The organism is Burkholderia sp. Z1 (assembly GCF_014893795.1).
In the GTDB taxonomy this organism is placed as follows: Bacteria; Pseudomonadota; Gammaproteobacteria; order Burkholderiales; family Burkholderiaceae; genus Burkholderia; species Burkholderia theae.
In genome coordinates this window covers 2,915,471-2,936,843 of the sequence record NZ_JACFYL010000002.1, presented here as the reverse complement: position 1 = coordinate 2,936,843, position 21,373 = coordinate 2,915,471, and the positions used below count along the sequence as shown (strand labels likewise).

Here is a 21,373-nt window from a genome sequence, read left to right as displayed (position 1 = left end):
GGCTAATGCGCCAGTTGTTTCAGAACCGAGACGGTTTCGCGAGCGGCGCTTCGGCCGCGCGGCCATCGAACTGGCCCAGCGATTGGCCACGCAATTGTCCATGGGCAGATGGCGCGCGTTTGCCAACAATCTGCGGATCATCCCTGCGAGGTTCGACATGAGCGTCCACGTCTTCTTCTCGGCCAACCTGCTGCTTGCGTACACGGCCTATTTCATCGGTACGGCCAGCCCCGGGCCGAGCAATCTTGCGATCATGTCGGTCGCCGCGAACCAGGGCCGCAAGGCGGCGCTGGCGTTCGCGCTCGGCGTCATTTCGGGGTCGATGTGCTGGGCGACGGTGGCGGCACTCGGCGTGTCGGCCGCGCTGCTCGCGTGGTCGAAACTGCTGGTCGCGATCAAGATCTTCGGCGGGCTGTATCTGCTGTGGCTCGCGTTCAAGTCGGGGCGCACGGCGCTGGCGGGCCCGGCGGCGGCGTCCGTGAATGCGGCGCGCGAGCAGCGGCTGTCGCGTTTCTACGTACGCGGCGCGATGCTGCACCTGACCAATCCGAAAGCCATCCTCGTATGGGTATCGATCGTCGCGCTGTCGTCGAACGGCGCGGGCGCGTCGCATGGCGCCGTCGTGCCGGGCTGCCTCGTGATCGGGTGCCTGGTGTTCGGCGGTTATGCGCTCGTGTTCTCGATGGATGGCGCACGCCGGCTGTACGTGCGCGGCCGGCGCGCGATGGAAGCGTGTCTCGCCGTGGTGTTCGGCGTGGCGGGGATCCGGTTGCTGGCGTCGAACGTATAACTCGCCGGAACGAACCCTCCGCCGCGCTGACGCACGGCGAAGGGTTCGCGCATCACGGTTGCTTCAGAAAATGAAGCCCGTATTGATGAACTTCGAGTAGTGGTCCGACACGATCGAGTCGAGCAACTGCTTGCTGCCGTCGGTCTGTTTCGCGGCGACCATCGAGCGGATCGAGAACGCGCGCAGCGCGTCGCTCACCGACAGCGTGCCTTCGGCCGAATCCTTGCGGCCCGCGAACGGGAACACATCGGGCCCGCGCTGGCACTGGCAGTTGATGTTCACACGGCACACCTGGTTCACGAGCGGATCGACGAGCGCGCCGATCTGCGCCGGGTCGGAACCGAAGATGCTGACCTGCTGGCCGTGATCCGACGTCGTCACGTAGTCGAGCGCGGTGTCGACGTCGTCGAACGGCGCGACCGGGATGATCGGCCCGAACTGTTCCTCGCGGTACAGCTTCATCCCTTCGGACACCGGGTATACGACGGCCGGATAGAACAGCGTCTTGCTGAACTCGCCGCCCGAGTGGTTGACGACCTGCGCCCCCTTTTCCTTCGCATCGTCGATCGCGTCCGTCATGTAGGCCGTACGATGCATGCCGGGCAGCGGCGTGATGCTGACGCCTTTTTCCCACGGCATGCCGATCTTCAGCTGTTCGAGCGCGGCGGTGAAGCGCTTCAGGAATTCGTCAACGATCGAGCGGTGCACGAGCAGCATCTTCAGCGCGGTGCAGCGCTGGCCGTTGAACGACAGCGCGCCGAGCAGGCATTCCTTCACGGTGAGATCGAGATCGGCGTCGGGCAGCACGATCGCCGCGTTCTTCGCGTCGAGGCCGAGGATCGCGCGCAGCCGGTGCGACTTCGGGTGCTGCTTCTTCAGGTGATCGGCCACCTTGCTCGACCCGATCAGCGCGAGCACGTTGATCTTGCCCGACGCGAGCATGTGCGGCACGACCACCGCGCCCGGCGCGTAGATCGTGTTGATCACGCCCTTCGGGAACGTATCGCGGAACGCTTCGAGCAGCGGCTCGAACAGCAGCGTGCCGTACTGCGGCGGCTTGAACACCACGGTGTTACCCATCAGCAGCGCGGGGATCAGCGTCGCGAAGGTTTCGTTCAGCGGATAGTTGTACGGGCCCATGCACAGCACGACGCCGAGCGGCGTGCGGCGGATTTGGCCGATCGTGCCTTCCGCGATCACGAAGCGCGAGTTCGCGTTGTCGAGCTCCTTCAGCGCATCGATCGTCTGCGTCATGTACGTGACGGTGCGGTCGAACTCCTTCTGCGAATCGGCGAGGCTCTTGCCGATCTCCCACATGATCAGGTTCACGACGAGCTCGCGCTGCGCGACCATCCGCTTGATGAAATCCTGCATGCACGCGATGCGCTGCTCGACCTTCATCGTCGGCCATTCGCCGCGGCCCGAGTCGTACGCGCGCACCGCAGCGTCGAGCGCCGCGTCGCTTTCCGTTTCGCCCATCACCGGGTAGCTGCCGATCTCCATCTGCTCGACGCTGCCGTCCGCCTGCCGCACGCACACGGGCGACAGCACAGTCTTGGTCGTACCGTCCCACGGCCGCAGTTCGCCGTCGACGAGCGACACGCGCTGGTGGATCGGCGAACTCAGCCGAAATTCGGCGGGGATGTCCTGATAGGCGGGAAACAGGTGCTGCAGGGAGGCGGAATCGGGCATGACGGTCTCGTTTGACGGGGTGTCCGGGAGGGACGGGCGATGCGAATCCTGAGCTGAGCGATCCTCGATCCTGAATCGGCATGATGACGCGCACACGACGAAGCGTCACGCGAGAACATGGCCGAATCAGCGACTGGAACCAGTTCCATTAAAAAGGAACGCCGACGCGAATGCAAGAATTGCCGAACCGTGGCGCGCGATCCGTAAGCATTCAGAAAGACTGTTGCCGAATAGCGGGAATAACGTGCCCGGTGCACCCGCAAACGTTTCCCGTTGACCGGATTGGGCGGATAATGGCGCGGCGCGACGAAGAAAAAAATGAAGCGAGCCTGAGAGAGCAGACGTAGTGAATAAGAGAAGAAGGTCCGCCGCGCTGCCGATGCGAGGTCGGCTGCCCGGAGCGCCGGGTCGGGATTGCCCGGTCCGGCGCGCACCGGACGCATGAGGGCGTTCAGTTCGTTTGGCACTTTCGTTGCCCCTGTCTTTTCCTTGTATTCCCATCCTGTAAAGAAACGCGCAAATCATTCGTGCCGCTCTCGGGCATTCGCCATCGTCGGCATTCGGTCGATCCGAGGGTAAAGGCTCGCGGCACAGTGGGCTTTCAACATGTACCACCTTGGCTGATTGAGCCGCCCGACCACGAATTGCAGCCTGACCCGGTCCGACGGACGTGGTGCGGACATATCGGAAGTCGTCGTGCGAACTCGCTTGCCGCACACCTCGCAAACCCTACAGCTTCATCAGTCGCCCGACCTGACAGCGCGCGATTCCTGGTGCGGTTCATCTAGATTGACGCAAGAGCGCGAACGATGCGAGGGCGAGGAGCACGATTGACTCCCGGCCGGCGATTGTTGTGCGGATTTTCGCGTTTCGATGAGGAAAAAGGGGAATTGAGATGGTCGATATATTTTCGAGATATTGCGATTGACCTGTTGAAATTGACAGGCTCGCTTAACAAACGTCTCGCTGTCGCCACGATTTGACACTCTTTAACTCGCATCGAGAACGAGCGAGATATCTTCTGCGAGACAATGTGATTGTCCGTTGAACGGTAGTGCGCCGTGGCGCGATTTGCGAGTAGACCAGAACCATGAACAAGAATAACTACCGACTGGTATTCAGTCGCGTCCGGGGCATGCTGATTGCCGTCGAAGAAACTGCCAGTGCGTCAGGCAACGCCGGCCGAGGCGAAGTTGCGTCAGCAGCTCGGGTACCGCATGTATTCGCACGATTCGCGCTGCGCCACGCGGCATTCGCGGTAATGGTCGTGGCCGGTGCGACGCCGATGTGGGCGAATGCGCAGATTGTCGGCGGCGGTGCGCACGCGCCTTCTGTGATTCAGACGCAAAACGGATTGCCGCAAGTCAACATTAATAAGCCAGGAAATGCGGGCGTATCTTTAAATACCTATAACCAATTTGACGTTTCTAAATCTGGCGCGATATTGAATAATTCGCCCACGATTGTTAACACGCAGCAAGCCGGCATGATCAACGGCAACCCGAACTTCGGGCCGAACGACGCCGCGCGGATCATCGTCAACCAGGTCAACAGCAACAACCCAAGCTCGATTCGCGGTTTCGTTGAGATTGCGGGACAAAAAGCCGAGCTAATTATAAGTAATCCGGCCGGATTGCAAATCGATGGCGGCGGATTTATTAACACCTCACGCGCCGTACTGACAACCGGCGTTCCGTATTACGGCGCGGATGGTTCCGTGGCCGGTTTCAATGTCAATCGCGGGCTTGTAACGGTATCCGGATCGGGTCTGAATGCGGCAAATATCGATCAGGTTGACATCATAGCGCGCGCCGTTCAGGCGAATGCAGCTATTTATGCGAAAAATCTGAACGTAATCGCCGGTTCGAATCAGGTTAATCACGACACGCTCGCGGCGACACCCATTCAGGGCGACGGCGCGGCCCCGGCGGTTGCGATCGACGTTGGGCAGCTCGGTGGTATGTACGCCAACCGCATTTTTCTGGTCAGCTCGGGCAGCGCTGTCGGTGTCCAGAATGCCGGCACGCTTTCGGCAGACGCGGCCGGCATGACGCTCACCACCGACGGGCGCTTGGTGCAGTCCGGCAAGATTAGCGCGCTTGGCAATGTCGCGGTGTCGGCCGGCGGCGGCATCGACAACAACGGCACGACCTACAGCCAGCAATCCGTGTCGATGAGTACCGGCGCGGACATGACGAATACCGGCACGCTCGCCGCGCAACACAACGTTGGCGTGAATGCTGGTTCGCTGAATTCGACCGGCGCAATCGGCGCGGGTGTCGATAGCAACGGTACCGTCACGCAAGCCGGTGACCTGCAAGTGACGACGACGGGTCAATTGAGCGCGACCGGCCAGAACATCGCAGGCGGTAACACGACCTTGCGCGGCTACGGCGTCAGTCTGGCCGGCAGCAAGACGGCAACGAACGGCACGCTGGATGTGAACGCGACGGCGGGCGATATCAATCTGTCGAACGCGACGACAAGCGCACAGGGTGTGTTGAACGCAACCGCAGCGGGCGCGATCGTCAACGACCACGGCAGCCTGTCCAGCCAAAGCGGTGCCACGCTGACGTCGGGCAGCATGTCGAACCAAGGCGGCACGGTGTCGGCGCAAGGCCCGTTGACGGTTAAATCTTCCGGCGCGATTTCGAATCAGGCCGGTACGCTGGTATCGCAGAACACCGCCGAGGTGGAAGGCGGCGCGATCAACAATCAGCAAGGCATCATCCAGAGCGCCGGCCAAATGAAGGTGGTCGCCGCTTCGCTTCAGAATTCCGCAGGGCGCGTTACGTCCCTGAACAGTGATGGTCTGTCCATCACGACGAGCGGTCAACTAACGAATGCAGCGGGCACGACCGCGAACGGCGCGCAAGGCGGCGTGATCGGTGGTGACGGCGCTGTCACGGTTCAGGCCGGCAGCATCGCAAACCAAGGATCGATCAGCGCCACGACCGATTTGAACGTCGGTGCGCAGTCCATCGACAACGGTAGCGGGTCACTGACGGCCGGTCAGAACGCATCGATCGATGCGGGCGCGCACCTGGCTAACGCAGCCGGCAGCATTTCTGCCGGCGCGTTGGCAAACGTTCGCGCGACCAATCTGGACAACAGTTCAGGTTCGATTCAGGGAAGCCAGTTGTCGTTGACGGCGACCGACCTTGGGAACCGCTCAGGCGCGATCACACAGACTGGCACGAACCCGACCACCATCGCCGTTTCCGGCACGCTCGACAATAGTTCGGGCACCGTGCACACCAACAGTGCCGATTTGAGCCTCACGCCTGCGACGCTGATTAACGACCACGGCAAAATCGCGCATGCAGGCAGCGGGACGCTGACCATCGGGACCGGCGCATTGTCGAATAATGGCGGGTCCATCGCGACCAATGGCGCGCTGGCACTGACCGCCGCCGCCGTGTCGAATCAAGCCGGCACCCTGTCCGCGCAGCGACAAGCCACGCTCGGCGTTCAGTCGCTCGACAACAGCGCGTCCGGCTACATCGGTGCCGATAGCGTCACGATCAAATCCCAAGGGGCGATCAACAACAAAACCGGTGCCATCGAGTCGAACCACGCCCTGACGGTCTCGGCCGATAGCCTGGCGAACGATGGCGGTGCGGTTAAAGCACTCGGCACGGATGCGCTGTCCGTCACGACGACGAACGCGCTGACGAACACGGCAGGCGGTACGATCGGCGGCAACGGTGACGTGTCGGTTTCGAGTGGCACGGTCGACAATTCGAACGGTTCTTTGCTGGCCGCACAATCGCTGTCGGTACAGTCGAACGGCCAGCTCTCAAATTCGGCCGGCCTGATTCAAGCGAACGGCAATTTGAAGGTCGCAGCGCAAGGCGCGGTGCTCAATAACGGCGGGCAAATTGAAGCGAACGGCGCAACGGCGACGCTCCAACTGTCCGGATCGAACATTGATAATAGTGACGGGCGCATAGCCAATATCGGCACGGGCGCAACGACGATCGACGGCGGCGCTTCGATCACGAACACGGACGCATCCGGCAAAGCCGGTGCCGGCACGATCGGCGGCAACGGTGATGTGACGCTGACCGCCCAAACCCTCACGAACGCGCAAGGCGGTCAGACACTGGCCGGCCACGACCTGACGTTGAACGTCGGCAGTAACGCGAACAATTCAGGCGGCGTACTGTCGGCCGCGAACAACCTGACGCTGAACGGCGCGAACGCTGTCCTTTCAAATTCGAACGGATCTGTGCGAGCAAACGGCGTGCTGTCGTTGACGGCTGCATCGATTGACGACACGTCCGGCAAGATTGGTAATGACGCCGGCAGCGGCGGCAGCGTGTCGATTCAGACCGGCGCATTGTCGAATCAGGGCGGCGCGATTGGTAGCGATCAAGACCTGACGCTGAACACGGGCACGTTGTCCGGCGACGGTTCCATCATCGCGGGTCGCAACGGCTCAATCACGCTCGCGAGTGATTACACGCAGACGGCGGCGAACAAGCTTCACGCAAACGGCAACCTGAATTTCACTACGTCGGGCAAGCTGACGAACCAGGGCGTGCTGGATGCCAATGGCGCGCTCACGGTGAATGCGGCGAACGTCGACAACCAGAGTGGTGCGGATTTGAATTCCGCTAACACGACGGTCAACGCGAACGGCGGCACGATCGATAACGCTGGCCGCATCGAAGGCGATTCGGTCACGACCAACAGCGCGACGTTGAACAATACGGGAACCGTGATCGGTGCCAACGTGACGGCGAACGCGAATACGATCACGAACACCGGTGCTGCCGCTGTCTTCGCCGCCGCTAACCAATTGAACCTGTACGCGACGAATCAGTTGTCGAATACGGGCGGCGCGAACCTGTTCAGCGTCGGCGATATCAACATCGCGGCGAATGGTCAGCGCGACGCGAACGGGTTGCTCGCCAACCGTACTCAGAACGTGCTGAACGATCAATCCACGATCGAAGCACAAGGCAACGTGGAGCTTGCAGCCGGCACGTTCACCAATTCGCGCCCCGCGCCGACGGTCACGACTGAAACGACCGGCACGACCACCTCGCACCAAACCAAGCGCCAGAAATACATCGTGTGCGCGACGATGAACGCGGACCCGAACGGCGGCTGCTCGCAGGCGATGTGGGTGAACGGCTATAAAACTGCGCTCACTTCAAGCTATAGCCCTTCGCAGGTTGTATCGGAAACATCGGGGCCGAACGCGACCGACAAGGTGCTGGTCGTGAACGTGAACGGCAAGCAGCAGACGATTTACTACAACACGCTGACGACCAACGCGGACGGGTCGGTTACGGTCAACTATTGGGACGCATACGACCCGCACATCAACTACGTCCCGGATACGGAATACAAGACGCGCAGCGACGGCCACAACGGCTACCAGCGTGTCGAGATCTGGCGCGATACCACGTCCACGACCCAGCAAGACAAGGTAACGAGCCAGGCGCAACAAGCGCAGCTCGTCGCGGGCGGCAGTATCACGATGGCGAACGTCGGCACGATCAATAACGACTACAGCGTGATCACGGCCGGCAAGTCGATTCAAATCGGCAGCACGCAACAGAACGGGTCTGTCGGTAGCGGCAGCTACGGCGGCACGGTCGTGAACAACGTCGGTCGGACGCTGTATCAGTACCAGACCGACAATATCGTGTCGATGTACGCTTGGAACGAAGACACGACGCAGGATCGCGGCACGATCGTAGAACCGACCGTTGTCCATACGCCGGTCGCGATCGGTGGCACGGGCGGTACGATCATCGCGAATCAGTCGGTGTCGATCACCGGACAGAGCGTCAATAACCAGAACGTCGCCGCGCAGAATTCGGCGACTGGCGCGACGGGCGGCACGCTCGGCAGCAATTCGGCCAATCAGGGTGTATCCGGTAGCACGCTGAACAAGGTCGGCGCGGCCAGCGGCTCGACAACGGTCCCCGCACTGCAATCGGTTGCGACCGCAACCGGTGCATTGTCGATCACGTTGCCGACCAGCGGCATGTACTCGATTCATTCCGCGCCGGGGCAACCGTATTTGATCGTCACCGATCCGCGGTTGACGAGCTACACGAATTTCATCTCGAGCGACTACATGCTCGGCCAGCTGAACCTGAACCCCGCGAGCATCGAAAAACGCTTGGGTGACGGCATGTATGAACAACAGATGGTGCGTAACCAGATTACGCAGTTGACGGGTCGTACTTTCCTGCCGGGCTATGCCAGCGCCGAAGACGAATATCGCGCGCTGATGACGAATGGCGCGAACTACGCGAAGTCATTCGGCTTGGTGCCCGGCATGGCACTGACGGCCGCACAAATGGATGCGCTGACGAGCGATATCGTGTGGCTCGTTGACCAGACCGTGACCCTGCCCGACGGCAGCACGACGCATGTGTTGGCCCCGGTCGTCTACATGTCGCAAACCCATGCGAACGACCTGCAACCGACCGGTGCCTTGATCGCGGCTGATGACGTTGAAATTCATACGACCGGCAGCACGACAAATACGGGCGTCATCAAGGGCGGCACGAAGACGGTACTCACCGCGACCGATATCCTGAACCGTGGCGGCACGATCTCGAGTAGCAGCACGAACGGCACGACGGTCGTATCGGCCAGCAATGATGTGGTGAATTCGTCGGGGATGATCACCGGCAATCGAGTTGCCGTGTCGGCCGGTCGCGATATCGTCAACACGACGCTGGTTGATGCAGTAGGCGCGACCGGTGCATCGGGTGCAAGCAAGGCCAGTACAAGCTTGATCGGCCAGCAAGGCACGATCGCGGCAACGGGCGACTTGTCCGTGCAGGCTGGTCGCGACCTCACGCTTCATGGTGCAAATCTTTCGGCCGGCGGCGATGCGCTGGTCACGGCGGGCCGGGATATCAACGTCGATTCGGTTCAGTCCACGACGAACCAATCGATGTATCTGAACGATCAGCATCATTGGGAAGAATCCACGACGAAGAACGTCACGAGCGGCATCACCGCAGGTGGCAGCTTGGGGATGCAAAGCGGTAACGATACGACGCTCAAGGGCGCGACGGTGACCGCCGGCAAGGATCTGTCAGTGCTTGCAGGCGGTAACCTGACGGCGACGACGGTCACGGATACCGCGAAGCTCGATAACGTCGCGGCGGACAGCAAGACGCGCAAAGAAGTCGATCACAACTACGACGAGCACGCCGTCGGTACGCAATTCACTGCAGGTGGCAATGCGTCGCTCGGGGCGGCGAGCACCGACGCGTCGAAAGGTAACGTGACGCTCACGGGCTCCTCCCTCATTGCTGGCATGACGAACGGTGTTGAGAACGCCACAGGTGCAGCGAACATTGCTGCAACGGGCAACGTCACGGTGAACGAAGCGCGGGAGGAACACGACAAGTACCAGTCGGTGCAGGTCCAGCGCGGCAGCTTCGTCAGCAGCACGAAGACCGATTCGATGCAGAACACGCAGGCGAACATCGGCGTCGGCAGTACGGTTTCGGGTAACACCGTCAACATTCAATCCGGCCACGACCTGACTGTTCAAGGCAGCACGGTCGTCGGTACGAACGACGTGAGTCTTGCGGCGACGAACAACGTCAATGTCACGACGTCCAAGGATACGGTTTCGCAGGACAGCTACTATCACGAAACGCATTCGGGTATCGGCACAAGTGGCCTGAGCGTGAGTATCGGCACGCAGAAGAAGAACGATACGGATCATGCATCGTCGGTCACGAACAACGCGAGCACGGTTGGTTCGCTTAACGGCAACTTGACTGTCAAGGCCGGCGATACCCTGCACGTGACGGGTAGCGACCTGGTTGCCGGAAAGAACCTGACGGGCAGTGCCGCGAACGTCGTGATCGATTCGGCGACGGATACCAGCAACAAGACCCATAGCGAGACAACCAGCAGCAGCGGCGTCACGCTCGGCCTGTCGGGTAGCGTCGGCGATGCGATCAACGGTGCGTATCAGCAGGCGCAGGCAGCCAAGAGCGGTGCCGGCGACAGCCGGGCGACGGCTCTGCATGCGATCGCTGCGGCTGGCGATGCTGCGATGGGTGTAGCTGGCATGACTGGTGGCGCACTGGCAGGCGGCGGTACGCCGAGCATCGGCGTTCAAGTCAGTGTCGGATCGAGCCATAGCCGGCTCGATACGTCGGAAAACCAGACGACGCAAGTCGGATCGAACGTTAAGGCTGGCGGCACCACTTCCCTGATTGCGACCGGTAACGGCACGCTGGGCAGCGGCAATATCACGGTGGCGGGTTCGAACGTGTCGGGCAACGATGTGTTGCTCGTCGCGAAGAATCAGATTGACCTCCAGAACACGACCAATACCGATTCAACGCGCAGCTCGAATTCGTCGTCAAGCGCGAGCGTCGGCGTGTCGATCGGCACGAACGGTATCGGCGTGTCGGCAGCCATGTCGCGTGCGCACGGTGACGGCAACAGCGATGCCGTGATGCAGAACAATTCGCACGTCACGGGTGCGAACAGCGTGACGATGGTCAGCGGCGGCGATACCAACATCGTCGGTTCGGACGTATCGGGCCGAGCCGTGACGGCCGATGTCGGTGGCAACCTGAATATTCGCAGTGTGCAGGATACGACCGTCAGCAGCGCACATCAAAGCAGCGCGGGCGGCGGCATCAGTGTCAGCACAATGGGCGGCAGTGCTAGTTTTAGTTCGTCAAAGGGTAACGCAAACGGCAATTATGCGGGCGTGAACGAACAGGCCGGGATTCAGGCCGGCGACGGTGGCTTTAATGTGAGCGTCAAGGGCAATACCGACCTGAAGGGCGCAGCGATCGCCAGCACGGCCGATCCGTCGAAGAACACGTTGACGACCGGCACGCTGACCACTAGCGATATTGCGAACCAATCGACGTACAACGCCGATAGCAGCGGCTTTAGCGCAGGTGCCGGTGTGGGGGTCACCGGCAAGGCAATCGGAACGGGAGCGGTCAGCGGCTCGGGCGGCGTGACGCCGATGATTTCGCAATCGGATAGCGGAAGCGAGAACGCGACTACCCGTAGCGGTGTCAGCGCAGGAACGATCAACATCACGAATCCGGCAGGTCAGACGCAGGACCTGGCTAACCTGAACCGCGATACGTCGAATCTGAACGGAACGGTGTCGAAGACGCCGGACGTGCAGAACCTGCTCGATAAGCAGGCGGACCTGATGAATGCGGGACAGGCCGCCGGTCAGGTCGTCGCGCAAGGCATCGGCGCTTACGCGGATTTGAAGAAAGCCGAAGCCCAACACGCAGCTGATGCGGCCAAGCTCGCGGGTGATACAACGTCGCAGGCTGCTTATCAGGCCGAAGCCGATTCGTGGGCGGAAGGCGGCACCAACCGAGTGCTGCTGCACACGGCGGCCGGTGCAGCGCTGGCGGGAATGGGCGGTGGCAACGCTTTTGCGGGGGCCGCAGGCGCTGCCCTGTCGTCAACGATGGCAGGTAAGTTGAACAGCCTTGCCGATGCGGTTGGCGGCAGTACGGGTTCGCTGCTGGCTGGCAACGTTCTGTCGAACGTATTGGCTGGTGCTGGCGGCGCGCTTATTGGCGGTACGTCGGGGGCCTTCACAGCATCGAATGCCGATCTGTATAACCGCAGCCAATGCAACAACGATGGGAAATGCAGCACCGGAAGCGAGTTCCTTGACCGGCTTAACAAGCTCAAGGATGGCGTAGTCAGCTGGGCGAAGGATACGTATGGGGACCCGATTGGCGACATGACTCGCTGGGGGAAGCAGGTTGTTGGGATGGCGCAAAACGATACCAAAGCAACGATGTCGCAACCCGCAGTGGTTCAAGTCGCTAGAGGAACCGCGAATGGGTTGGGCGCGGTCGCTGGGGCGACAGGGGGTGAACCCCCGATAAATCCCGGCACCGCGTTGGTTACTTCATCTGGGGAACAGGCGGCAAACGCTGCACTTACGGGCTCGCGCGGCGCACCATCTAACGCTATTCTGTCGAATGGTGGTGGATCGAGCGATGATTCCAGTCAAGGTGTTACTTCGAATCAAAGTGCATCTCAAGGTAATTCGCAGGCGACGAATGGTAATAATAAATCGGCAGCGGAAAATGCTCTTTCCAATGCATTCGGGAAAGATAGATCGTATTGGACTAGCGATCCCGTCAATTTTGACGGTTCAAAAGTATATCAGCGTAGCGACTTGATTGATCCTGCGCGCGTAGATAGTAGAACCGGCATGACAAATCTTGAACTCATGGAGGCTGGCCGAGCGCCGATTGGTCCAGATGGGCAGCCGATAAACTTGCATCACATGCTACAATCCAACGATGGACCAATCGCGGAAGTTACGCAAACCTTCCACCAACAAAACAGCTCTACGATTCACATTAATTCAGGGACTGATATACCATCTGGAATTAATCGCTCTCAATTCAATTCGTGGAGATCGAGTTATTGGGTGAATCGAGCCAAAGATTTCGGGGGTCATTGATGGACGCCAAATTAGTATCTGCTATTGACGAACTTAAAATTTTATCGGCGGGAACGCGCATTAAAACGCCCGCGCCCGATGATACCCTGATATCGGAATATGAAAAGGATGTGGGCTTTTCATTTTCCGAAGAGTATAGGTTGTTTTTGAAAGACGCGAGCACCATATTCTTTGGAGTCATGGAACCGTTGGTGATTACCAGCGAAAGAAATGACCGCTGCGAATTGAGTTCGGCGATTCAAAAAGCACGGCAAATTGGCCTACCGTTTGATTGGCTTCCGATCTGCGAGGACAACGGCGATTATTACTGCATCGTTCCGGATGGGAAAATTCGATTTTGGTCACCTGATGGGGTCACAGCCGAATCGTGGGCTGGACTTGCTGAGTGGATAAATGACGTTTGGATTTCAAGGGGTTAAGAATAAAGATTGTTAACTGATATTGCAAATAAGCTGATGGCTATGCCGTGGGAGAATCGAGTTCTTTCACTGCTTGCGATGGCAAGCCGCGCTAACGAGACGATCAAGGCATCGCATCCGAAGAGTTTTAAAGTGTGCGAACGCGCCTTGATTGCATGTAAAGATTGGTTGGATGGCAAGCCCATCACCCCGGAAAGCTTGGCGTTCTACCTTGATGCAGATGAGACTGAGAATCCGTGGATGCAGGAGTCCATATTTTGCGGCAACCCCGCCGGTCTGAATGCGCTCGTATTTATTGCTATGGTAATTGGTCATGTCGCACATCTTGCATATGTCAACTCGGGGAAATCGAAATATATGTCAGAGATAATTTCCGAGGCCGACTCGAACGTTTTGGAATCGATTGCCGAATACGGTGCGCCGTATGGATTGTCTGAATTTAATTAAATAGAACGCAACGCGACACTCGATCGATAATGAAAATATATCCGGGGTTGGCTGCCTTTCCGATCACAGTCTTGCTATCGCTCGGGGTTCACGCACAGCAGGCCCCCACGCCCGAAGATCGGGCCGCCGCCGCACGCGCTAACGCGGAACAGGACCGGCAGGCACAGCAGCAACGCGACGCGCAGCAACGTGACGCGGCGTTGCGCGCCCCTTCCGTGCGGTCGGACGTGCCGCGTGCTGAAACCTATCCGCCGTTGCCGAGCGAACAGCCGTGTTTCCGTATCGACCGCTTCGCGCTCGACGTACCGGATTCATTGCCCGATGCCGTGAAGTCGGCCGGTGCTTCCGCACTGCCGATGGATCGCTTCGCCTTCGCACGCGAATGGCTCGGCCACTACGCGGGCCAGTGTGTCGGTAAGCAAGGCGTCGATACGATCGTCAAGGCGTTGTCTCGGGAAATCTTGGCGCGCGGTTACATCACGACGCGCGTGTTGCTGCCGGAGCAGGATTTGGCGACCGGTACGCTGAAGCTTGCTTTGATTCCTGGCGTAATTCGGCACGTCCGTTTCGCCGACGAGAAATTGCGCGGCACCTGGAAGACCGCGTTCCCGACCGGCGACGGCGAAGTGCTGAACCTGCGCGACCTTGAGCAAGGTCTGGAGCAAATGAAGCGCGTCACCAGTCAGGACGTGTCGATGCAAATCGTCCCCGCCGACCAGCCGGGCGAAAGCGATGTGGTGCTGGACGTGAAGCGCGGCAAGCCGTGGACCGTCGTCGCATCGATCGACAATTCAGGCACGCGGGCAACGGGCAGACTGCAGGGCAATCTTTCGATCGGCATCGATAACCCGCTCGGCTTGAACGACGTGTTTAACGTTGGCGTTAGTCAGGACCTCGAATTTGGCGACAAGCGTCTTGGGTCACACGGCTGGAATGGCTTCTATTCGATTCCGTGGGGCTACTGGACCGCCACGATTGCGGCGTACACGAACACCTACTATCAACAGATTGCCGGCGTGAACCAGACGTTCGTCGCGAGCGGCAATTCAAAGACGCTAGATTTCAAACTGGCGCGCGTGCTGTTGCGCAGTCAGAACGATGTGTTCGGCGGGTACGTCCGCCTGTCGCGTCGTTTTGGCGAAAGCTTTATCGAAGATACGGAAATCACGCAGCAGCGCCGCAACAACACGGTTATCGAACTTGGCCTGACCGATCGTCACTACTTCGACGGGGCACAGTTCGACGGCGCGCTCGCCTATCGTCAGGGCGTCGGCGGACTCGGCGCGCGGGACGACATACTTGCGGCAGGTGGCGGCCCAACCTACCGCTACAGAATGGCGGTGCTGGACGCGAATCTGTCGGTGCCGTTCGCGATTGCAAAGCAGCCGTTCCGTTACGTGGCGAGCGTTCATGGTCAATACACGGGGAACACGCTGTACTACATCGATGACCTGACCATTGGCAGCCGATACACGGTGCGCGGCTTCGACGGTGAAACGATGTTGGCGGCGGCGCGTGGCCTGTACTGGCGCAACGAACTGCAAATGCCTATCGGGCAGACCGGGCAGGCGATTTATGCTGGACTGGACTACGGCCGTGTATGGGGGCCGCAGCCGATCGTGTTGGTCGGAACGCAGTTGGCCGGTGCAGTGATTGGCGTGAAGGGGAGCGTCGCAACGCGGTTGGGAGCCTATGGGTACGATTTGTTCGCCGGCACGCCCGTGTACAAGCCTTCGGGGTTCCCGACTGCGCGCGTCACGGTTGGATTTCAGTTGACGGCTCAGTTTTGACGGATAGCGGGATGCGAGAGGGGGCGCGGGCCAAACGCGGAACGCAGCGAAATGACTGCAGCGCAGGCGACAAGGCGCTGGATCAGAGCTCGAAGTATGGTTTGTAGAAGACAGCACATCAGCTGGCCGGCTGCCGGACCACTCGCAGCGTGCCGGCCTGATCGTTTTTTCGAATCAGCACGATGCGCTGCGTTACCTGCGGCTTCCCCATGCACCGTCCGATGGGGCGTGTCAGCTCAAAGGACGAGCAACAATCGTGATTCGCGACCTTGAAACGGTTTGCCCGAGGCAAAAGGCAACGGGCCGCGCGTTGTTGGTGAAGGTCATTTCCACAAGCTCGCCGACACGGAATCTTTGCGATGCGGCGACGCAATAAGCATCGACTTTGAGCTACCCGGTCACGGCGCATGAGCAGCGATCGTGCTATCGATGGGATTGGAGACGGCACGATGCCGTCCCAATTTTGCTATTCAACGTCCTCGTCGTCCTCCGCGTCCGCGCCTTCCACATCGCCCTCCGGCGCCGCATACGCGCTAGCCTGCTCGAGCAGCCAGCCGCGAAACAGCTCCAGCGGCTTGCTGTGGCTGAGCTCCGTCGGATACACGAGGTAGTACGCCGAATCGCCGACCGTCGCCGCGTCGCACGGCACGATCAGGCCGAGCTGCTGCAACTGTTCCTCGACGAAGAACTTCGGCACGAGCGCGATTCCGAGCCCGGCCGCGGCCGCGCTGATCAGCATCGTATGCAGCTCGTAGCGCACGCCCTGCATCGTGCGGATGTCCTCGACGCCGTGCGCCTCGAACCACTGCGCCCACGCGCCGGGGCGCGTCGTCGAGTGCAGCAGCGGGTACGCCAGCAGATCCTCCACGCGCTCGACCGGCCCGTCGAGCAGCGCGGGCGAGCAGATCGGCACGACTTCCTCGCCGAACAGGTAGTCGGACGACGTGCCGGGCCAAGTCGGCTTGCCGTAGTGGATCGCGGCTTCGAAGTGCGTGTCCTCGAACGAGAACAGGTCGGTGCGGCTGCCCATGTTCACGCGCACGTCCGGCGTGCGGTCGTAGAAGCTCTTGATGCGCGGGATCAGCCAGTGCGATGCGAACGTCGGCAGTACCGCAAGCTCCAGATAACCGCCGCCGCTGCCGTGCGCGATGATCGACAGCGTGTCGCGGTCGAGCGTTTCCAGCGCGCGCCGCACCTGGGTGCCGTACAGCTTGCCGGCGCGGGTCAGCACGACGCGCTGCTTTACGCGCGCGAACAGCCGCACGCCGAGGCTCGCCTCGAGCGTCGCGATCTGGCGCGATACCGCGCTTTCGGTCAGGAACAGCTCCTTGGCCGCGTGCGTGAAGCTCTCGTGGCGCGCGGCGGCTTCGAAAGCCACGAGCGCGCCCATGTTGGGGATCTTGAATTTGCGCATGATGCTCGATTTGTCTGATGAACAGACCCTTCCGGCGCGGGCCGAGGAGCAGGGTCAGGGACGGCCAATAATTCCAAAAACTCATCACGTGTCAATTTAATCTCGCTTTACGCCCGGCTGCAACCCTTTGAATAATGCTCCCCACGCAAGGTCAGGCGCCCGTGGGGCGGCCGGCCAACGAGTTGCCGGCACGTTTGCCGGCGGTCCCCCGAGACGAGAATCCTGATGCGCAATCCGAATATCGAGAGCTTGCTGACGAAGCTGCTGGGACAGGCGAAGACCGACGCCCTGTTCTCGACCCTGAACATGCCGGCCATCCTCGAAGAATGGGAAGACGGCGTCGTGACGCGCGCGGAAATCGCGCAGGCGATGAACATGGCGCTGTTCGAAGGGCTGCTCGAACGTTCGGCGAACGGTCGCGCATACACGGCCGACGCGATCGAAAGCGGCGGCTCGGTCTACTTCGATCACGGCGCGCTGCGCACGGTGCGCTGGCCGCACACGGGCGCGCTGCCGCCGGGCGAAGCCGCGTTCACGCGCATCCTGCGTCCGCTCGGCTTCCGCCTGAACGGCCGTTACCCGCTCGACAAGCTCGGCATGACTGGCCGCGCGTATGCGCATGAAGACGCACCGGACGAGATCGCGCAGTTCTTCGTCAGCGAACTGCATCCGGAGCGTTTCTCGAAGGAATTCCAGCAGGCCGTGACGAACGTCGTCAGTTCGTCGCGCGATCCGCTGTCGCCGGCAGCCGTCGCGCTGCTGTGGGAAGTCGAGCGCGAAGGCTGGCTGTCGCTCGACGCGGCGCACGCGTTGCTGCCGGAGATCGTCGGCGCATTCGCGCGCCAGCACGACCTGCCGAACGAGCTCGACTATGAAACGCTGCTGCTGGAATCGGCGGAGATGGCGTGGATCTCGACCGAAGGCAATGCGTTCAACCACGCGACCGACCGCGTGACCGACGTGTTCAAGCTGTCCGACGACGAGAAGGCGAAGGGCCGGCCGATGAAGCCGGAAGTCGAGCGCTCGCGCTCGGGCCGCGTGTTCCAGACCGCCTATCGCGCGGATACCGTCGAGCGCGAATTCCGCACGCGCGACGGCGGCACGGTGAAGCGCAACGTGCCGGGTTCGTTCTACGAGTTCATCACGCGCAAGCGCACGTTCGACCAGGCGGCGCGCCGCTGGGTGACCGACCTGCGTTTCGATGCGGGCAACGCGCAGGGCATCTTCAAGATGACGGCGAACGCGGCGAAATAACGGACGTGAAGCGGGGTGCGTCGCGCCTCGCTGCCGAAGCGATGAGCCGATCGGGCAGGGCGCGTATGCGTCCTGCCCGATTTGCGTTGGGCGGCCGCGATGTGACGGAACGCGCGCGGCCGATCGATCCGAAGCGGCGGTGGATCGCCCTGTTGCCGTCGATCGCGTGGTCGGGTGAGTGGGGAGTTTGCAGAGGCAGACGGAGCGCGCCGGGCGGCGCGCCGTCAGAAGATGTGCGTAATCAGGTAAAACAGCACCAGCAGCCCGGCCGGCACGCCGAGCAGCCAGGCGATCAGATATTTGCCCATGTCGTCGTCCTGGTGGCCGCGACGCCGACGGCGCCGCGGCGGGGTGAGGCTACCGGTCGCGTTACAGCTCGCGATCGAATTCCTTCAACTGCTTCTCGGCCGCATCGCGGGCGATCCCGTAACGCTCCTGGATCTTGCCGGCCAGATAGTCGCGATTGCCTTCCGCGACCGCGAGATCGTCGTCGGTCAGCTTGCCCCACTTGGCCTTCAGCTTGCCGGTGAGCTGCTTCCACTGGCCCTTGATCTTGTCTTCGTTCATCGTGTGCTCCTGTCGGAATGGGATAACGGCGCGGCGTCCGCCGCGCGGGAGGTCAGGCCTTCGCCTTCAGGCCGGATGCGTCGACGTGCTTCACGCCCTTGACCGCGCGTGACACGGCGATCGCCTTCTTCACGGCGATCTTCGACGGCAGCACGCCCGTCAGCGTGACGGTGCCGTCGACCGTCTTCACGCCGATGTCGAAACTCTTCACGCCGTCGGTGGCGGCCAGCTGGCTCTTCACCTTGGTCGTGATCCACGTGTCGGTGACGGGCTGGCTCGATTCGGCCTTCATGCCGTTGTCGGCCGACGCGTCCTGCGCAACCGCGTTCGCGAGCGGTGCGGCACTCAGCAGGAAGGCCGCGCTGACGGCGAGCAGCGTCGAAAGGGGCTGGGTCTTGTTCATGGTCGGGTTCTCCGTCGGTTGACGTGTTGAATGGGTGAATGCGAACCGCGTGGTCCGTTACCGGACGATCGGCGTGTCGTAGCCGGGTTCGCGCGGCGGGATGTCCGGGCGCGGAAAGTCGGGCGGCAGCGGAACCGGCGGGTCCGTGCCGGGCGGCGGTTCGGGCGGACTGTCCGGATGCGGTTCGGGCCGCGTCGGATCGGGTGTCTGATGAAGTTTCATCGTGCTTCTCCTCTGCGGTTCGGAAGGCAGCGCATGAGCGCCGATGCAGGACCAGCGTACCGGGGCGAACGCAGGCGGACATCGCGCAAATTCACCGGATCGGCTAGTGCGTTTGCACGGGGGGCGGAAAAGGGGCGGGTGGGTACGTGTCGCCGGCGGTGCGGGGAAATGCGTGCGCGACGGATGCTTGCCGGATCGGCGGGGTACCGCACGGCGGCGGTATGCCGTGCGAATGTACTATGGCGGATAGTGCATTCGCGCCTGTTGCGCCCATGCGCGGCAAGCGATCATCGCCACACGCGCCGTCCGGCGCGCGTCGACGAAGAGGCGACGCGGCCGTGGCCATACCGATCACGTGGAACGATTCGATGAACGAACAAGTGAACGAACAGGCGCTCAAGTCGCATACCGACCGGCGCCAGCTGCACCAGATCATCGCGGGGCTCACCGAGGGCGTGATCCTGGTCGAGCCAGACCAGCGGATCGTCTGGGCGAACGAGGCCGCGCTCGCGATGCATGGCGTGACCGAGCTGAAGGCGCTCGGCGCGACCGTCACCGAATATCGCGAGCGTTTCCGGCTGCGCTACCGGAACAACCACCCGGTGCGCGAAGGCCACTATCCGATGGATCGCGTGATCGCCGGCGAGGCGTTCAGCGACGTGACGGTCGAAGTCGAATCGGCCGCCGACGAAACCGTGAGCTGGGTTCACCGGATCCGCAGCCTCGTGCTGACGAACGCGGCCGGCGAGCCCGATTGCCTCGCACTGGTGCTGCACGACGCGACCGAATGGGCGAGCGCCGAGGAGCGCTTCGAGCGCACCTTCAACGCGAACCCGGCGCCGGCCGTGATCTGCCGGCTCGACGATCTGCGCTACGTGAAGGTCAACCAGGGCTTTCTCGACATGACCGGCCACGCGCGCGACGACGTGCTCGGCCGTTCGGTGTACGAGGTCGACGTGCTCGAACAGGCCGAACGGCGCGAGCTCGCGATCGAGCGGCTCGGCGAACGCGCGACGATCCCGCAGATGGAGGCCGTGCTGAAGCGCGCGGACGGCAGCACGAAGGCGGTGGTCGTCGCCGGGCAGCCGATCGACATGAACGACGAGGCCTGCATGCTGTTCACGTTCATGGATCTCGAACCGCGCAAGCAGGCCGAGCGCGCGCTGCGGCAGAGCGAGGAGCGGTTCGCGACGGCGTTCCGGATGGCGCCGGTCGCGACCGCGATCGTCACGGCCGACCGTTTCGAACTGCTCGACGTCAACGGCGCGTTCGCCGCAATGACGGGCCATGCGCAGGACGACCTGCTCGGCAAATCCGCGGACGAGATCGGGCTGTGGGCCGAACGCGGCGCGTGGCCGCGCATCGAGGCTCGGCTCGCGCGCGACGGCAACGTGCGCAACGCCGACGTGCAGATCCGCACGCGCGACGGCGACGTGCGCGATTGCGTGGTGTCGGCCGACCCGGTCGCGATTCACGGGCGCGACTGCCTGCTCGTCGCGCTGCTCGACATCAGCGATCGCAAGCGCACCGAGATGGAACTCGTCTACGCGATCGAGACCGCGATGCAGGATGCGTCGTGGTTCAGCCGCACGCTGATCGAGAAGCTCGCGAACGTGCGGCGCGCGAATGCGCCGGACGCGGGCGCGCAACTGTCGGACCTGACCGCGCGCGAGCGCGACGTGTTCGACCTGCTGTGCCACGGCCTCGCGGACAAGGAAATCGCCGGCCGCCTCGGGCTCGCGCCGAACACCGTGCGCAATCACGTCGCGACGATCTACGCGAAGCTCGACGTGCACAGCCGCGGCGAGGCGATCGTGTGGGCGCGCGAGCGCGGGATCGTCGGCGCGGCCGAAGCGAACGGCGCGCGCGGCGAGAAGGGCGGCGCGAAGGGCAAGGACTGACGCCGT

12 protein-coding genes and 1 pseudogene are annotated in these 21,373 nt (G+C 61.8%); 7 read left to right on the top strand and 6 right to left on the bottom strand.

Annotated elements, in window-relative coordinates:
• Positions 1-157: 157 nt before the first annotated feature.
• Positions 158-790 (top strand): LysE family translocator, encoded by a 633-nt coding sequence (locus H3H55_RS30030; protein ID WP_193101356.1) that lies wholly within the window; start codon positions 158-160, stop codon positions 788-790.
• A gap of 63 nt (positions 791-853) precedes the next feature.
• On the opposite strand, the gene H3H55_RS30025 is transcribed toward H3H55_RS30030, so the two are convergent.
• Positions 854-2,482, bottom strand: coding sequence for an NADP-dependent glyceraldehyde-3-phosphate dehydrogenase (locus H3H55_RS30025; protein WP_193101355.1), 1,629 nt, complete (start codon positions 2,480-2,482; stop codon positions 854-856).
• Between the two features lie 620 nt (positions 2,483-3,102).
• Positions 3,103-3,250: pseudogene (locus H3H55_RS30020) on the bottom strand (IS3 family transposase); the annotation flags it as partial.
• Between the two features lie 322 nt (positions 3,251-3,572).
• On the opposite strand from H3H55_RS30020, the gene H3H55_RS30015 reads away from it, so the two are divergent.
• Genes H3H55_RS30015 through H3H55_RS30000 form a run of 4 tightly spaced genes read left to right on the top strand, consistent with a single transcriptional unit; the run spans position 3,573 to position 15,606 of the window.
• Positions 3,573-12,950, top strand: coding sequence for a hemagglutinin repeat-containing protein (locus H3H55_RS30015; RefSeq protein ID WP_193101354.1), 9,378 nt, complete (start codon positions 3,573-3,575; stop codon positions 12,948-12,950).
• Positions 12,950-13,369 carry an SMI1/KNR4 family protein gene (locus H3H55_RS30010; protein ID WP_193101353.1) on the top strand — a complete coding sequence of 140 codons (420 nt, stop codon included), beginning with the start codon at positions 12,950-12,952 and terminating at the stop codon, positions 13,367-13,369. Before H3H55_RS30015 ends, H3H55_RS30010 begins: the two co-directional genes overlap by 1 nt.
• 36 nt (positions 13,370-13,405) lie before the next feature.
• Positions 13,406-13,816, top strand: a complete 411-nt coding sequence (locus H3H55_RS30005; protein WP_193101352.1) for an Imm6 family immunity protein — start codon at positions 13,406-13,408, stop codon at positions 13,814-13,816.
• A 29-nt stretch (positions 13,817-13,845) separates the two neighbouring features.
• Positions 13,846-15,606, top strand: a complete 1,761-nt coding sequence (locus tag H3H55_RS30000) for a ShlB/FhaC/HecB family hemolysin secretion/activation protein (protein WP_193101351.1) — start codon at positions 13,846-13,848, stop codon at positions 15,604-15,606.
• A gap of 466 nt (positions 15,607-16,072) precedes the next feature.
• Here H3H55_RS30000 and H3H55_RS29995 read toward each other — a convergent pair whose 3' ends face one another.
• A complete protein-coding gene (locus H3H55_RS29995) occupies positions 16,073-17,020 on the bottom strand; it encodes a LysR family transcriptional regulator (protein ID WP_129516496.1) in 948 nt (315 codons plus the stop codon).
• 225 nt (positions 17,021-17,245) lie between these two features.
• Between H3H55_RS29995 and H3H55_RS29990 the strand changes: the two genes are divergently transcribed.
• Positions 17,246-18,274 (top strand): DUF1338 domain-containing protein, encoded by a 1,029-nt coding sequence (locus H3H55_RS29990; RefSeq protein WP_193101350.1) that lies wholly within the window; start codon positions 17,246-17,248, stop codon positions 18,272-18,274.
• A 369-nt stretch (positions 18,275-18,643) separates the two neighbouring features.
• Here the strand turns inward: H3H55_RS29990 and H3H55_RS29985 are convergent, their stop codons facing one another.
• From H3H55_RS29985 to H3H55_RS29975, 3 genes are read right to left on the bottom strand one after another with little or no spacing between them, the layout of a single operon-like run.
• A complete protein-coding gene (locus H3H55_RS29985; protein ID WP_048251752.1) occupies positions 18,644-18,841 on the bottom strand; it encodes a CsbD family protein in 198 nt (65 codons plus the stop codon).
• Between the two features lie 52 nt (positions 18,842-18,893).
• The gene (locus H3H55_RS29980; protein WP_129516498.1) at positions 18,894-19,244 is read right to left on the bottom strand and encodes a BON domain-containing protein; all 351 of its coding nucleotides are present in this window, start codon (positions 19,242-19,244) and stop codon (positions 18,894-18,896) included.
• A gap of 57 nt (positions 19,245-19,301) precedes the next feature.
• Positions 19,302-19,466 carry a hypothetical protein gene (locus tag H3H55_RS29975; protein WP_193101349.1) on the bottom strand — a complete coding sequence of 55 codons (165 nt, stop codon included), beginning with the start codon at positions 19,464-19,466 and terminating at the stop codon, positions 19,302-19,304.
• 368 nt (positions 19,467-19,834) lie between these two features.
• Between H3H55_RS29975 and H3H55_RS29970 the strand changes: the two genes are divergently transcribed.
• Positions 19,835-21,367 (top strand): helix-turn-helix transcriptional regulator, encoded by a 1,533-nt coding sequence (locus H3H55_RS29970; protein WP_193101348.1) that lies wholly within the window; start codon positions 19,835-19,837, stop codon positions 21,365-21,367.
• The last annotated feature ends 6 nt before the right edge of the window (positions 21,368-21,373 follow it).

What these genes read in the sequence shown, in the direction of transcription:
- H3H55_RS29970 (WP_193101348.1), top strand. Translation starts at nt 19,835, where the DNA reads ATGAACGAACAAGTGAACGAACAGGCGCTCAAGTCGCATACCGACCGG.
- H3H55_RS29985 (WP_048251752.1), bottom strand. Translation starts at nt 18,841, where the DNA reads ATGAACGAAGACAAGATCAAGGGCCAGTGGAAGCAGCTCACCGGCAAG.
- H3H55_RS29980 (WP_129516498.1), bottom strand. Translation starts at nt 19,244, where the DNA reads ATGAACAAGACCCAGCCCCTTTCGACGCTGCTCGCCGTCAGCGCGGCC.
- H3H55_RS29990 (WP_193101350.1), top strand. Translation starts at nt 17,246, where the DNA reads ATGCGCAATCCGAATATCGAGAGCTTGCTGACGAAGCTGCTGGGACAG.
- H3H55_RS30030 (WP_193101356.1), top strand. Translation starts at nt 158, where the DNA reads ATGAGCGTCCACGTCTTCTTCTCGGCCAACCTGCTGCTTGCGTACACG.
- H3H55_RS30000 (WP_193101351.1), top strand. Translation starts at nt 13,846, where the DNA reads ATGAAAATATATCCGGGGTTGGCTGCCTTTCCGATCACAGTCTTGCTA.
- H3H55_RS30025 (WP_193101355.1), bottom strand. Translation starts at nt 2,482, where the DNA reads ATGCCCGATTCCGCCTCCCTGCAGCACCTGTTTCCCGCCTATCAGGAC.
- H3H55_RS30005 (WP_193101352.1), top strand. Translation starts at nt 13,406, where the DNA reads ATGGCTATGCCGTGGGAGAATCGAGTTCTTTCACTGCTTGCGATGGCA.
- H3H55_RS29995 (WP_129516496.1), bottom strand. Translation starts at nt 17,020, where the DNA reads ATGCGCAAATTCAAGATCCCCAACATGGGCGCGCTCGTGGCTTTCGAA.
- H3H55_RS30010 (WP_193101353.1), top strand. Translation starts at nt 12,950, where the DNA reads ATGGACGCCAAATTAGTATCTGCTATTGACGAACTTAAAATTTTATCG.
- H3H55_RS30015 (WP_193101354.1), top strand. Translation starts at nt 3,573, where the DNA reads ATGAACAAGAATAACTACCGACTGGTATTCAGTCGCGTCCGGGGCATG.
- H3H55_RS29975 (WP_193101349.1), bottom strand. Translation starts at nt 19,466, where the DNA reads ATGAAACTTCATCAGACACCCGATCCGACGCGGCCCGAACCGCATCCG.